General features: G+C 55.4%; 13 protein-coding genes. 10 read left to right on the forward strand and 3 right to left on the reverse strand.

The features are described 5' to 3' along the window. On the reverse strand, positions 1–831 hold an 831-nt coding region (locus tag ACNKIB_RS07130), incomplete at its 3' end, for an ATP-binding protein (protein WP_417909855.1). A gap of 162 nt (positions 832–993) precedes the next feature. On the opposite strand from ACNKIB_RS07130, the gene hemG reads away from it, so the two are divergent. Further along, positions 994–2400, forward strand: a complete 1407-nt coding sequence (gene hemG / locus ACNKIB_RS07135; RefSeq protein ID WP_417909856.1) for a protoporphyrinogen oxidase — start codon at positions 994–996, stop codon at positions 2398–2400. 9 nt (positions 2401–2409) lie between these two features. Beyond that, positions 2410–3804 carry a tetratricopeptide repeat protein gene (locus tag ACNKIB_RS07140; RefSeq protein ID WP_417909857.1) on the forward strand — a complete coding sequence of 465 codons (1395 nt, stop codon included), beginning with the start codon at positions 2410–2412 and terminating at the stop codon, positions 3802–3804. Between the two features lie 321 nt (positions 3805–4125). On the opposite strand, the gene ACNKIB_RS07145 is transcribed toward ACNKIB_RS07140, so the two are convergent. Beyond that, positions 4126–5166 carry a KamA family radical SAM protein gene (locus ACNKIB_RS07145; protein WP_417909858.1) on the reverse strand — a complete coding sequence of 347 codons (1041 nt, stop codon included), beginning with the start codon at positions 5164–5166 and terminating at the stop codon, positions 4126–4128. Positions 5167–5293: 127 nt separating this feature from the next. On the opposite strand from ACNKIB_RS07145, the gene ACNKIB_RS07150 reads away from it, so the two are divergent. From ACNKIB_RS07150 to ACNKIB_RS07160, 3 genes are read left to right on the forward strand one after another with little or no spacing between them, the layout of a single operon-like run. Beyond that, complete coding sequence (locus ACNKIB_RS07150; protein WP_417909859.1) at positions 5294–6109, forward strand: type III pantothenate kinase; 816 nt, start codon at positions 5294–5296, stop codon at positions 6107–6109. Further along, positions 6109–7047, forward strand: a complete 939-nt coding sequence (locus tag ACNKIB_RS07155; protein ID WP_417909860.1) for a S66 peptidase family protein — start codon at positions 6109–6111, stop codon at positions 7045–7047. The genes ACNKIB_RS07150 and ACNKIB_RS07155 overlap by 1 nt, the downstream gene beginning before the upstream one ends. Next, entirely contained in the window at positions 7047–7700 is a 654-nt protein-coding gene (locus ACNKIB_RS07160) for a hypothetical protein (protein WP_417909861.1), read from the forward strand. The genes ACNKIB_RS07155 and ACNKIB_RS07160 overlap by 1 nt, the downstream gene beginning before the upstream one ends. Positions 7701–7788: 88 nt before the next feature. Here ACNKIB_RS07160 and ACNKIB_RS07165 read toward each other — a convergent pair whose 3' ends face one another. Beyond that, the gene (locus ACNKIB_RS07165) at positions 7789–8196 is read right to left on the reverse strand and encodes a Fur family transcriptional regulator (protein WP_417909862.1); all 408 of its coding nucleotides are present in this window, start codon (positions 8194–8196) and stop codon (positions 7789–7791) included. Between the two features lie 402 nt (positions 8197–8598). Between ACNKIB_RS07165 and ACNKIB_RS07170 the strand changes: the two genes are divergently transcribed. The 5 genes from ACNKIB_RS07170 to ACNKIB_RS07190 all read left to right on the forward strand — a co-directional run bounded on the left by ACNKIB_RS07170 (position 8599) and on the right by ACNKIB_RS07190 (position 13470). After that, positions 8599–9822: an LL-diaminopimelate aminotransferase gene (locus ACNKIB_RS07170; protein ID WP_417909863.1), complete on the forward strand. Its 1224-nt coding sequence runs from the start codon at positions 8599–8601 to the stop codon at positions 9820–9822. A gap of 63 nt (positions 9823–9885) precedes the next feature. Further along, positions 9886–10710: a glycosyltransferase family 2 protein gene (locus ACNKIB_RS07175; protein ID WP_417909864.1), complete on the forward strand. Its 825-nt coding sequence runs from the start codon at positions 9886–9888 to the stop codon at positions 10708–10710. Positions 10711–10752: 42 nt separating this feature from the next. Next, positions 10753–10899, forward strand: a complete 147-nt coding sequence (locus ACNKIB_RS07180) for a hypothetical protein (RefSeq protein WP_417909865.1) — start codon at positions 10753–10755, stop codon at positions 10897–10899. Between the two features lie 204 nt (positions 10900–11103). Continuing rightward, positions 11104–12039, forward strand: a complete 936-nt coding sequence (locus ACNKIB_RS07185) for a glycosyltransferase family 2 protein (protein ID WP_417909866.1) — start codon at positions 11104–11106, stop codon at positions 12037–12039. Positions 12040–12042: 3 nt separating this feature from the next. Beyond that, positions 12043–13470, forward strand: a complete 1428-nt coding sequence (locus ACNKIB_RS07190) for a sugar transferase (protein ID WP_417909867.1) — start codon at positions 12043–12045, stop codon at positions 13468–13470. The last annotated feature ends 256 nt before the right edge of the window (positions 13471–13726 follow it).

The following is a 13726-nucleotide window of genomic DNA, read 5'->3' on the forward strand; positions in this document are numbered from 1 at the left end:
CAGACCGATAGATTCAAAGTTGTCTTTCGGCACAAACAGGAGCGCGTTGATCGCTAACGGGCTGTCGGCAGAGAAATGATAGCGGTAGAGCGGCTCATCGTAAGCATTGCCCACGAATTTGTAGAACTCGGTGTACTCTTCGTCTTTGATTTCGCTTTTCGCCCGCGTCCAGATGGCTTCAACCGTGTTGACCTTCTTGCCTTCGACTTTGACCGGAAAGGGAATGAAAGTCGAATACTGCTGGATGATCCGCTCGATGGTGAATTTCTGGCCGTAGTCGTGCGCATCCTCCTTCAGCTCCATGACAATTTTCGTGCCGCGATGCAGGCCGTCGCAGGGGCTGATGGTGTAGCTGCCGTTGCCGTCCGAAAACCATTCGTGGCCCTGGCTGCCGTCCCAGGAGCGGCTTTGCACCTTGACCGTCTTGGCTGCCATGAACGCCGAGTAGAAACCCACGCCGAATTTGCCGATTAGATTGACATCTTTCTTCGCGGTCTCGGCCAGCTCGGCGAGGAATTTACCAGAGCCGGAATGGGCGATGGTGCCCAAGTTGGCCTCCAGCTCTGCGGCGGTCATGCCGATGCCGGTGTCGGTGATGGTCAAAATGTGCTTTTTGTCATTGCAATCAATGCTGATTTCCAGCGGCACATGGGCATCGAACTCCGACTTCTCGGTCAGCGAGACATGGCGGAATTTCTCCAGCGCGTCCGCAGCGTTGGAGACCAATTCGCGGACAAAAATGTCCCGCTCGGTGTAGAGCGAATTGATGACAATATCGAGTACCTTTCTGGTCTCGGCCTGAAATTCCTTAGTCTGAGCCTGTGCGGTCATGATCGGCATCCTCGTTGGCAGGTGTTTTTTTATGGTCTGGACAGTATATCTGTGGTTAGATAACGGATTGTGCCGCAACAATAAGCACGATCAGGCCGCTGTCAAGACGGGCTGCATTGCCCGGACTGCAAACCGTAACCGTTTCCATCAGCCTTGCCCGCCATGAATTCATCCAAAGATGTCTTGATCATCGGAGCCGGTTTGTCCGGCCTTGCCGCCGCCACCTTCCTCAAGCACAAGCAGCCGGATATTTCTCTGTTAGTCATTGAGCGGGAAGAACAGCCCGGCGGAGCCGTGCGCTCGCATTTGGAGGAAGGCTATTTGGCTGAAGGCGGGCCGCATGGCTTCTTGGACAACTGCCTGGAAAGCCGGGTGCTGATTCATGAGGCTGGCTTGGCGAACGAGGTGGAAAAGGCTCCGCTGTCGGAGTTTGTCCGCTATATTTGTTTAGACGGCAAGCTGAATCTCATCCCGCAAAGTCCTTGGAAAGTCCTCCGGGCACCGCTGATGTCGTGGCCAGCTAAATTCCGAGTCATGGCGGATTTGTGGAAAAAGCCTTTGCCGGATGAACCGACCGTTGCCCAGTGGATTGAACACCGTTTTGGCAAAGCGATGCTGCCTTTTGCCGATGCGGTCTTCACCGGCACCTACGCGGGCGACATTTCCCGACTGAAAATAGAAGGCGTGATGCCCGGTCTGCGCAAATTGGAGCTGGAGCACGGCTCGGTGCTGCGCGGTGGTATTGCCAAAATGTTCGCGGCGAGAAAGGAAAAGAAGGACAAGAAGCGGAAAGGGCTGCCCGCGATGACCAGCTTCCGCACCGGCATGGCCCGCCTGCCGCAGGCGATGGCTGCCAAGCTGATTCCCAATCAGGAAATCATGTACCGCACCGCTGCCCGCAGTGTTCAACAGACCGGCAACGGCTGGCTTGTCCGCACTGGCCAGCTTGAACTGCACGCCCGCCATCTGATCATCGCTCTGCCGGTCAACCGCTGCCTTGAATTGCTGATCGGCGCAGGTTTGCCCGAACCGCCCATGCAGTCTGTCCCGGAGGCAAAACTTGCCACTGTGGCAATGGGCTTTGCCGCTGACAAGGCCAAGGTTCCGTTCGGCTTTGGTTATCTCGCCCCGGAGCAGGAACAGCGTTTCGCTCTCGGCATTCTCTTTTCTTCGCACATGTTCCCTGGACGCGCCCCGGAAGGCCATCTTTTGGTGGAAACACTGGTCGGCGGGCGCAGGCATCCAGAGCGGCTGGAGCTGCAGGACGAGGAAATCGTGGCGCGGGCTTATGAAGACATCAAGCAGCTGATGGAGCTGCCCGATCCGCCGGTCTTCAGCCGGGTGCTGCGGCCCCGCTGGGGCATCCCGCAGATGGAGGAAGGCTATCCGGCTCTCCTCGCTTGGCGGAACCAGCTGCACGAGATGCTCGACAGCCTGCACATCTGCGGCTTTGGCTGGCAGGGCATCGGCATTAATGATATGCACAAGGAGGCGTGGAAGGTGGCGAAGCGGATTTTAAGCGGTGTGCAGGAAGGAGCAGGGCAGGAGATCAAGGGAGTGTATTTCTAAGCAGGTACCATGAACAATGTAAACGCCTGGATACCCTATCTCCAGCACCCGTTAGTGCTGGCAGGGTTCAACCTGTTTATCTTTGCCCTGCTCGTGCGGGTAACTGGATACCGCAGGCATCTGCCAGAGTCAAGCAAGCTGTTTGTCCTCTTCGTGCTCCTGATGATGCTGGCGGTTATCATTCTGAAAAGGAACGATACCCAGATCGCCCTGGCAGCATTCATCACTTTGCTGGAGGTTGTGGCCGGGGCCGCGCTGGTCTGGCAGGAAAAAATCCTACCCAGCAAAGGCGAGCAGTTGGGCAAGCTCGACTCCAAGGGTTTGAGCAAAAAAGCGTATCAGGGAATATGCGTGTTGCTGCTGTTTGTCATCGTCGCGGGTTTTGCCGTAAACTGGAATGCCCTCAACAAAAACACGCCCGCCCAGCCTAGCAACGAATTCGCGCAGCAACTGGCCAAGCAGATCGGCAACAAAGGTGGTACGAAGCAGCCTGTCAGCGTCCTGGGCAATATTCAGATTGGCAAAGACATGGCCATCAACACGTATGGCCTGACTGAACTGCAATTCTCGGCCAAGCTGAAGGAACGGCAGGAAGGCATTGTCAAAGCCATGACGGAAACAGGGGGTAATGAGGAGAAACGGCATCTGCTGGAGCAGGAGTGGAAAGCTGTCGAGGAGAAGCTGGCCGATCTCCAGCACAGCTACCACGAAGAGCTGCAACTCCGCAAGGCTGCGGACGAGGCCATTCCCAAGCTCAAAGGCCTGCTGCCCGCTGCCCAGCTGGAAACAGCCCAGGCCAACTTGCAGCAGGGCCAGGCAGAAGCCGCAGAAATCGCCTTTGATGCGGTAGCAGACAATGCCAGCAAGGTTGCTGCCTTTGCTGCTTTCCAAAGTGGCCAACTGGCAGAAGGCAGGCTGGATTACGCCAAGGCCATGCAGCAGTACAAGAAAGCCGTAACCTTAGAACCAGACAGTCCAGACTGTTTGTTGGCTGCTGGCAACGTGGCGCGCACGCTTGCCAACTATGAACAGGCGCAAATATGGCTTGAACGGCTGCTCAAAATCCGAGAGGCAGCGGAAAAGAATGATGCGGATCTGATTTTAGCCCAGAACGAGCTGGCCTACGTGTATTATCAGCAAGGCAAAGATAAAGAAACCGAAGCGTTACTGCAACGGTCTCTGGTGCTCAGTGAAAAAATCCTGGGCAAAGATCATCCCGATATCGCGCCGAGCCTGAACAATCTGGCTGGGCTGTATTCCAAGCAAGGACGCTACAAAGAAGCAGAACCATTACTGCAACGTACCTTGTCCATCCTCCAGGCAAGCCTGCCTGCCAAGCATCCACACCTTGAGCTTGCGCAGAAAAACTACGATGCGCTCAAGCGCAAGATGGCAGAGCATTAGGCGCGCCTGCTTGGTCACGTGGGTAAATAGGCCAGGGAGGAGTTCTGCCTATTTACCAAGGAGTTTGGCCGAGCAAGAAAGGAGTTGTAGTCGGCAGGAAAGGAGTCTGGCCGAGTAACAAAGGAGTCCGGCTAAACAGAAGAGGAGTCTGGCCGAACCAGAAAGGAGTTCTGCTGACTTGGAGAGGAGTTTTAGTCGGCAACACTCCTTTGTGGCCGACTAGGAAAGGAGTTTGGCCAAGCAGAACTCCTTTGTTACTCGGTCAGACTCCTCTTCTGCCGAGTATAATTTCTTGCCAACCCAGCAGAACTGCTCCTGTTTCTACTCCAAAGGATACGAACAGGGCAGGCCTTGGTAATTCACAAAGTTCAATTGGCCGTTATGTCGGGCCGTAATATACTCTGGGCTGAGGGGAATCTTGCCTTTGCCACCTGGGGCATCTAAAACGAATTTGGGCACGGCCATGCCTGAGACAGTACCGATGAGCTGGCGCATAAGCTGCTGTCCGGTCTGGATTGCCGTGCGGAAATGGCTGGTGCCTTGTGTTAAATCCGCCTGCATCAGATAGTACGGTTTGACGCGCAGGCGGAGTAGGCCGCAAAACAGCTCGCGGAGCACGTTAGGGTCATCGTTCACCCCTTTTAACAGCACGGTTTGGCAGCCCAAAGGGATGCCAGCATCCGCCAGCAGCGTGCAAGCGCGAGCAGCCTCGTCTGTCAGCTCTGCCGGATGATTGAAATGGGTGTTGATGTAGAGTGGATGGTGTTGCCGCAGCATGGCCACCAGTTCCGGCGTGATGCGCATGGGCAAGGTACAGGGTGTCCGGGTGCCAATGCGGATTACCTGGATGCTGCGAATCTCCCGCAGGCGGTGCAAGATCTCTGCAAGCTGGGTATCAGCGAGGAGCAAGGGATCGCCCCCGCTGATCAGCACTTCCCGTACCGAAGGAGTTCGCCGCAGATAGTCTAAGCCCGCAGCAAAGGCGGCTTCACTGAACTGCATAGCCAGACTTCCCACCTTGCGCTTGCGGGTACAGAAGCGGCAATACATCGCACACTGACTGCTTACCAACAAAAGCACCCGATCAGGGTATTTATGCACTAAATTAGGGACAGGACTCAGGTCTTCTTCGCCCAAGGGGTCGGCGAGACCGAGAGGATCATCCAGCTCACGCAGATCAGGCACTGCCTGCCGCAGTAATGGCTCGCCTGCCTTTTTGATCAGCTCGAGGTAATACGGCGGAATGCGCATGGGATAGCGGGCAAGCACCGTTTCTATCGCCGCCGACTCGCCGCCTAGGGTATGGGTCAAACCTGCACTGCTCGTAACGGCATTTTTTATTTCTTCCTGCCAGCTTGTCATTGCTCCTCTACCCAATTTAGTGCTACAATCTCTTCTAAAGACCGACTCCCCTCTTCTGTCAGAATGGTCTTTCTATACCGGCCCGAAACAGTTCCGTCAACGAAAACAGCCAGCCTAGGTGATCTCCATGCTTATCGCCGTTGATGTCGGCAATTCTCATACCGTAATCGGTATCTTCTATAATCAGGCCCTTGTGCACCAGTGGCGACTGAAGACTGATCGCCGTACTACCGCTGACGAGCTGATTCTGGCCTGTCATACCCTGTTTGCCCTTGATGATCTCAGCAAAGACGATCTTACTGGCTTTGTTGTTTGTTCAGTCGTACCTGCTCTGGAAGCAGTTTGGCTGAAGTTTGCAGAACGGTACTTTACTGGCTTAGTTTCACCACCGCTTGCGGTTTCCCATCAAATTGACACAGGACTGAGGATCCTCACTCCCAGCCCAGGAGAGTTGGGTGCAGATCGACTGGTCAATGCGGCTGCTGCCTGGGAGGCTTGCGGCACTGCTCTGATCGTGATCGACTTTGGTACCGCCATTACCTTTGACTGCGTGAGTGATAAGGGCGAATACTTGGGTGGTACTATTCATCCCGGTATTGGTATCTCCTTAGAGGCTCTGGCTGAACGCACGGCCAAGTTGCCCCGGGTTGATCTCAACGAAAAGCCTGCGGCAGTGATTGGTACCACCACGATAGATGCTATTCGCTCTGGCATGTTGTATGGCTTTGGCGGCTTAATCGATCGAATGGTGGAGCGATTGAGTCAAGCCATGCAAGAACAGGGTGCAGCTGCCGCAGACAGCAAGATAAGCGTCATTGCTACCGGCGGCATGGCTGAGCTGATCAGTCCTTACAGTTCAGTGCTGGAGTATGTTGATTCGATCTTGACTTTGACTGGGCTGCGGATTCTCCATGAACGCAACTGCATCGAGGGCAGCGCATAATGCGGCCTGTCCTGCCACCAGGCCTCCAGCCTGGCGATACTATTGCTATCATCCATCCTGCTGGGCCAGTGCGGGATGAGGAAGGTTTTGTCCAGGGCGTGCAGATATTGCGTGATTTCGGCCTGCACATCCGTTGCGAGCTGCCGCCGAAGGGCAGTGGCCCTGACTATCTCGCTGCTGATGACCATTGGCGACTGGCCGAGCTGCATCGGCTTTGGGCGGATGAGGAGGTAAAAGCCCTGATCGCAGCCCGTGGCGGCTATGGCTGTTTGCGCCTGATCAACAGGCTGGATTGGGATTTCCTCCGCGCTCGTCCGAAATGGCTCCTCGGCTTTAGTGACCTGACCGTGCTGCTCAATGGCATTTCAGCGCGTACAGGCTTTGTCACCTTGCACAGCCCAATGATCAGCACCCTAGCACGGGCAGATCGTTTATCTTACGAGCGATTCAGGGAGGTACTAGCAGGTGAGTTCCGGCCCTGTGAGCGGCCTGCGGGCTTGGAAATCTTGCGTGGTGGTTTTGGTCAAGGACGGCTGCTCGGCGGCAATCTGACCACTTTCTGCCATTTGCTCGGTACGCCTTGGCAACCGCAAACCGAGGGCTGTATCCTTTTTCTCGAAGATACAGCAGAGCCGCTCTACAAGCTCGATCGAATGCTGACTCATCTGGCATGTTGCGGTCTGCTGGAACGGCTTTCCGGCCTGATTCTTGGTCGCTTTGATCCCGGCCATGATGACCGACTGGAGATCCTGCGCCTGAATGAGCAGATCTGGCAACGGGTGCTGGAGCTAACCACTGCGGCCACATATCCGGTCTGGGGTGGCTTTCCAGTTGGTCATCAGCAGGAGAACTTTGCCCTGCCGATTGGTATGGAAGCACGCATGAACAGCTTGAGTGGCATTCTTACATTCCTGCCCCACACCTGCGCCAGCCCCTGATGCTCTGCGTCCGCTACGCCAAGACCTTAGGCCTGATTCTCCTTTTGCCGCTCGGCTGGGGCTTGAGTCTGCTGCCTCTGCTGATCGTCTGGCCGCATGTGGAATTGCAATTCCTGCTGCCTGCATTGCTCGTCTGGGCTGCCTTGTATATCCTGCCTTCTCCCTTCCTGCTGCGCTTAATCATCCACAAGATATGGTTCTTCCCTGGACAGGGTGAGCCAGTACTCCAAGAAATGCTGGAGTTCATGCTCCTTGGCATCAATGAGATTCCCAATCCAGTGCGGGCGGAGAAAAAGGGGAAGACAATTCGCTTAAGCTGGCATTACGATGATCCCAATTGGTGCCGCTGGATGGCCTTGGCCCGACTGCATAAGCTCTATGAGCTAATCTTGGAATTTGATCCTGCCACCCGCACCGTGATCATGCGCGATCGCGTTCGGCCTGTAGATTTTTCCCTCTGTCCAGTCAAGATTCGCACTGGCCTACTGGCCTCGCCGCGCTTCTTCTGTCATGTGCAAATCGGGCCAGAATGGGGGATTAGCAAGTTTGAGCAGACTACTGCTGAAGACTGGCAATTCAGGCCACAGGAGCTGAAATCACCGGTCTTCAATACGATCATCAGAAATGGCTGGAATATAAGGTTTGCGTTGTAGTGAAAATTTGGCTAGTACCTCAACATTCCGGTTTAGCGATACGTACAACATGCTGGAAAATTTTTCCTCACTCCATAACCTTTATGCCTTAGCATTTAATCCTATGCAGGCATTCCGGGCATTCGCCGGAAAATTCGATATGGTGTCCGATGATGTTGTAGGAAGTTTTCTTTGCTGCAGCTTCGACGATGTCTTGGATGACATCCACCTCAATATTTTCCACTTTACTACAGCGGGAGCAGCGGATGTGGTAGTGCGGCTCAATTTCGGCATCAAAGCGTTTCTGCGAGCCGCCGACCTCCAGCTTGAGGATAATACCGGTCTCCGCCATCAATTCAAGGTTTCTGTATACCGTGCCTAATCCGATGCGGGGCAGCCGCTTCCGCACCATGTCATACAGCTCACAGGCTGTGGGATGGTTTTTCGCCTTACTGAGTTCCTCCAGCAGAATCTGCCGTTGGGTGGTGATACGGATCATAGGGTCCGGTGCGTTCATAATGGTTCACCGCCGAAAATTTAAAAAGATTTTATGAGGACATCCTTGCTCGTGTTCTGTGCAGCTTACCAGCCGACTCCCGTAGCTGAAGAACTGCTTGATTTTGTTAACACAAAGCGTTAAAATTCATTCGCTATTGCGAATTATTTATAATAACCAGTGATCATAAGCCAATTTTTGCAATTGTCAAGCGCAATACATCAGGACTGCTATTGGATAGTTCTTGACAGGCAGTATCACCTTGAATGCCTATGAAATTTTATAGAAGTTACACCGCTAAACATGGAGGATTTAATCATATTGCTTCGTTCTCTTCTAGCTCAGCACCTTGACTTTTCGCCCATATCAGGTAATATCCAGCACTCTTTTTGAATTGCGCCCAACGAAAAACACCGGACGATCATGCTGAAAATCAACGAGCACTACCTGAAGCTTCAGGCTTCGTATCTCTTTTCCGACATCGCCAAGCGGGTGGCTGCGTTCCAGCAGGCTAACCCGGACAAGCACATCATCCGCCTCGGCATCGGCGATGTGACCAAAGCCTTGCCAGCCGCCTGCATCGCCGCCTTTCACAAGGCCGTGGATGAGATGGCGGCGGACAGCAGCTTCCGGGGCTACGGCCCGGAGCAGGGCTACGCCTTCCTGCGCGAAACCATAGCCAAGCACGACTTCCAAGCTCGCGGGGCGGCAATCAGCGCGGACGAGATATTCATCTCCGACGGGGCAAAATGCGACACCGGCAACATCCAAGAACTGTTCAGCGCAGACGCGCGGGTGGCGATTCCTGACCCGGTCTATCCGGTCTATTTGGACACCAACGTCATGGCCGGACGCACTGGCGCGTTCGCCGATGGCCGCTATCAGGGCTTGGTCTATTTGGATTCGACCGCAGAGAACGGCTATGTGCCTGCCCTGCCGAGCGAGCCGGTTGATCTGATCTATCTCTGCTTCCCCAACAATCCGACCGGCGCAACGGTCAGCAAAGCCGTGCTGAAGCAGTGGGTTGACTATGCCAAGGCCAATAAGGCCCTGATTCTCTTTGACGCGGCCTACGAGGCATTCATTCGGGATGAATCTCTGCCGCATTCCATCTACGAGATTGAAGGAGCGCGGGAAGTGGCGATAGAGTTCCGCTCCTTGTCGAAAAGTGCAGGCTTCACCGGCACCCGCTGTGCCTACACCGTCGTGCCCAAGGAGTGCGCCGCCTATGACAGCGCGGGCGGCAGACAGCTCATTCATCCGCTCTGGAACCGCCGCCACTGCACCAAGTTCAACGGCGTGTCCTATCCGGTGCAGAGGGCGGCGGAGGCAGTCTATTCGGACGCAGGCCAAGCGCAGTGCAAGGCCTTGATCAACGGCTATTTGGAGAATGCTGATTTGATCGCGGCAGCAGTCAAGGAGCTGGGCTTCGATTACGTCGGCGCGGCCAACGCGCCGTATGTCTGGATCCGCTGCGGGCGGGACTCATGGGAGTTCTTTGACTTGCTGCTGAACAAGGCGGGCGTGGTCTGCACGCCGGGCGCGGGCTTCGGCAGATGCGGGCAGGGCTATATTCGGCTGTCTGCCTTCAATTCTCGTGAGAACGTGGTGAAGGCCTTGGAGCGGATCAAAGCGGCTCTTGTCTGAGTTCATCCTCCGGCTGTAGCTTGTGCTTTCGGTCAGAGTCAGAAAGATGGCGAGTAGCACAAGATGGCTGTTAACACTGTCATCATAGTCACTCACAACGCTGAGGCGGTGCTGGGCCGCTGCCTTGCCGCTTTGGCCGCGCAGACCGCGCCGTCAGTCGTGGTCGCGCTGATTGACTCTGGCTCAGAAGACGCTGGCTATGTGCAGGCGTACAGCCAGCAGCCCGGCTTCATCGTCCGCTGCACCGACAACATCGGCTTCAGCCAAGCCAACAACCTCGGCTGGCAGATGGTACGGCAGGAGGCGGAGTTGGTGCTCTTTCTCAACCCAGATGCTTTTCCCGCCTCGGAGAGCTTGGAGCGGGCCTGCGCCTTTCTTGCAGCCAACCCGGCTGTTGGCTGCGTTGGCGGTCGGCTGCTTGGCTTTGACGCAGCAAGCGGCCAGCCCACCGGCCTGCTCGATTCCACAGGGGTATTCACGAAATGGTATGGCCGCTGGTATGACCGCGACCAAGGCCAGCCAGACAGTGGCCAACACCGAGAACAGGAGGACGTACCAGCAGTCTGCGGGGCCTTTCTGCTTGCCCGGCGGACTGCGCTGGAGCAAGTGGCTTTGCCCGGCGATGCCGTCTTTGACCCGGCCTTCTTTCTCTACAAAGAGGACATTGAGCTTTGCCTGCGGCTGCGGCAGGCGGGCTGGAAGATTGTGTATCTGCCCGAAGTCGTGGCGCATCACTGCCGGGGCTGGCAGAACGACCGCAAGGCTATGCCTGTCCAGATGCGCCTGATTGCGGCAAAGAACGAACTACTCCTTTATCGTCGCCATCCCTCGCCCTACATCCTCTGGGCCTTGCTGAAATATGCCGCTGTCCGCTGCTTGCAGATATGAAGACGTAAGGAAGAGTCCTGCTCGTTTGCCAAGGAGTTTGGCTTGGTCAAAGAGGAGTCCTACCGACTTGGAAAGGAGTTGAAGTCGGCCAAACTGCTTTCCTGTTTAGCCACAAAGGAGTTTGGCTCGGCAAAAAAGGAGTTGGAGTCGGCAGAAAAGGAGTTCGGCTTGGCCAAACTGCTTTCCTAGTAAGCCGCAAAGGAGTTTGGCCGACTTCAACTCCTTTCCAAGTCGGTAGGACTCCTCTTTGACCAAGCCAAACTCCTATGTAAACGAGCAAGAAAGGAATCTTTACTCAGAGTAATGCAACAAATACTGCAATAAGAGAAAAAGGCCTGCTCTCCGCTGCAACCTGGAACTCAACGCTTCTTATCTGACTTGTGCAAGAGGTTAATGACCGTCTCTCTGATCATTCCCACCTGGAACGGCGGCAAATGGCTGAACGAGCTGCTCATCGCACTGGCCCGGCAGACGCTATTGCCGGATGAAATCCTGCTGGTTGACTCCGGCTCCACCGATGATACCCTGGCCATCATCCGACAGCATCAAGTTGCGAATCCCCGCCTCCGCTTGCTGCACATCCCGCAGCAGGATTTCGACCATGGCGGCACCCGTACCTGGGCTGCCCAGCAGACCACTGGCGAGATCATCGTCTGTATGACCCAAGACGCAGTACCAGCAGCGGATGACGCGCTGGAGCGGCTGATCCGTCCCTTTCAGGATGACGCGCAACTGGCAGCAACCTACGGCAGGCAGCTCCCTGCGCTCGATGCTACCTTTTTCAGTGCGCATTTGCGGCAATTCAATTACCCTGCGCAGTCGCAGATGCGCCGCCGCAAGGACGCAGCCCTCTTTGGCTTCAAGACCGTCTTTATCTCTAACTCCTTTGCCGCCTGGCGACGGGAACCTCTGGCCGAGCAGGGCTACTTTCCTTCAAAGCTGCTCTTTGGTGAAGATAGCTTGACCCTGGCAAAACTGCTTGAGAAGGGATATCATGCGCAGTATGTGAGCGAGGCCCTGGTCTGGCACTCGCACAACTACTCCCTTGGGCAGGACATGCAACGTTACTTCGACATTGGCGTGTTTCATACCGAAGAGCAGGTTCTCTTGCGGCAGTTCGGCAGTCCTGGTGGTGAAGGTCGGAAATATGTGCTGTCCGAGCTGAACCTGCTCTTAGAGCGGCGGCAGTATCAGCTTCTCCCCGAATGGTTTTGCCGCAACGCAGGCAAGTTCATCGCCTATCACCTGGGCAAACGATATCGCCTTCTGCCCCATTCCTGGGTGAAAAGACTGAGCATGAATCCCAACTGGCAAGGTTGGGCAGGCTGAGGTATGTCGCCTGCCCTGTCTTGGAACCTGCGCCAGCGCACGTCTTCCATTTACAAGCTGCTGCATATTCTTGACTGCTCCCTCGTCTGCGGCCACCTCGCCCTGCTGGTGCTGCTCTATCAGGTGCCGTGGAGCCGTTACTACACCTGGCTGGAGTTTGTTGTCTTCACCGCCTGCTTTGTTAGCTTTCACTATTTCCAGCTCTACCGCTCGTGGCGGGGCTGGAAGCTCTATCTCGAGTTCTTTGTCATCCTGAAAGCCTGGGCAGCGGTAATCGGCGTGCTCCTCTTCTACTTCTTCGCCTTCAAGGTCTCGGAAGGCTACTCGCGCGTGGTCTTCATCATCTGGTCGCTGACCACGCCGCTGCTGCTCTTCCTCTCCCATTTGGCAGTACGGAAGCTGCTCCGGCATTACCGGGCGCAGGGCAAGAATATCCGTCATGCGGTGATTGTTGGTGCAGGCGACCTGGGGTTGCGCATGGCCCAACAGACTGAGGCGATTCCCTGGGCAGGCATTGAGGTGCTTGGCTTCTTTGATGACCGGCTGGAACAGAATGCCCCTGCCGCAATCAACAAGCCCTGGCTGGGCAGGATTAGGGATTTGCGGGAATACCTCATGGTCAATGACATTGACTATGTGTATATTGCCCTGCCCATGCGGGCAGAGCGAAAGATCTTCTGGATTCTCCGGGAATGCCGTGACCTGGGTGCCCATCTCTACCTTGTGCCCGACCTATATATCTTTGGCCTGCATCATGCAGAGATCCAGTCCATCGGTGATATGTTAGTCCTCAGCTTCAACCCCGATTACGGCTGGAAACGGAGCTTTGATATTGCCTTCGCCCTCCTTATTCTCCTCCTCACCGCCCCGTTGATGCTCCTGATCATGCTGTTGATCAAGCTCGACAGCCAGGGGCCGGTATTCTACCGCCACCGTAGGATCATGGCGACAGGCCGGGAATTTGAATGCCTGAAGTTCCGCACGATGGTGATGGATGCAGACAAGAAGCTGCACAAGCTGCTCCTGAATAACCCAGACCTGGCTGAAGAGTGGCAGAATAACTTCAAGCTGAAAAACGACCCGCGCATCACCCGGATGGGTCGCTTCCTCCGCCGCACCAGTTTGGATGAGTTTCCCCAGTTTATCAACGTGCTCAAGGGTGAGATGAGCGTGGTTGGGGCGCGGCCCATAGTGGGTAGGGAGCTGGAGGAATACTACAAAGGCAGTGGCGAGCCAAGTGCAGGCCGTTATGTCTCGATGAAGCCGGGCATCACTGGGCCGTGGCAAGTAACCAAGCGCAGCGATACGGAGAACTACCAAGAGCGCGTGGAGTTAAACGACTGGTACGTGCTCAACCACTCGCTGACAGGCGACCTCAAGATCATCCTCAAGACGATTGGCTGCATGATCAGTGGGAAAGGGGCGTATTGACTGTTCAGGGTAGTGGTTGCCCGCACAACGAGCAAGTGGTTGGTCGTGAAACGCCTAGGAGGTTGCTCATGAAACGAGCAAGTGGTTGGTCGTACAATGAGCAAATGGTTGCTCGCATAACGGGCAAGTGGTTGCTCGTCAAACGCCTAGGAAGTTGCTCATGAAACGAGCAAGTGGTTGGTCGTACAATGAGCAAATGGTTGCTCGTCAAACGCCTAGAAGTTGCTCACGCAACGAGCAAGCGGTTGCTCGTGCT

Origin of the sequence: Candidatus Electronema sp. PJ (assembly GCF_048287395.1) — a bacterium.
Taxonomy (GTDB): domain Bacteria; phylum Desulfobacterota; class Desulfobulbia; order Desulfobulbales; family Desulfobulbaceae; genus Electronema.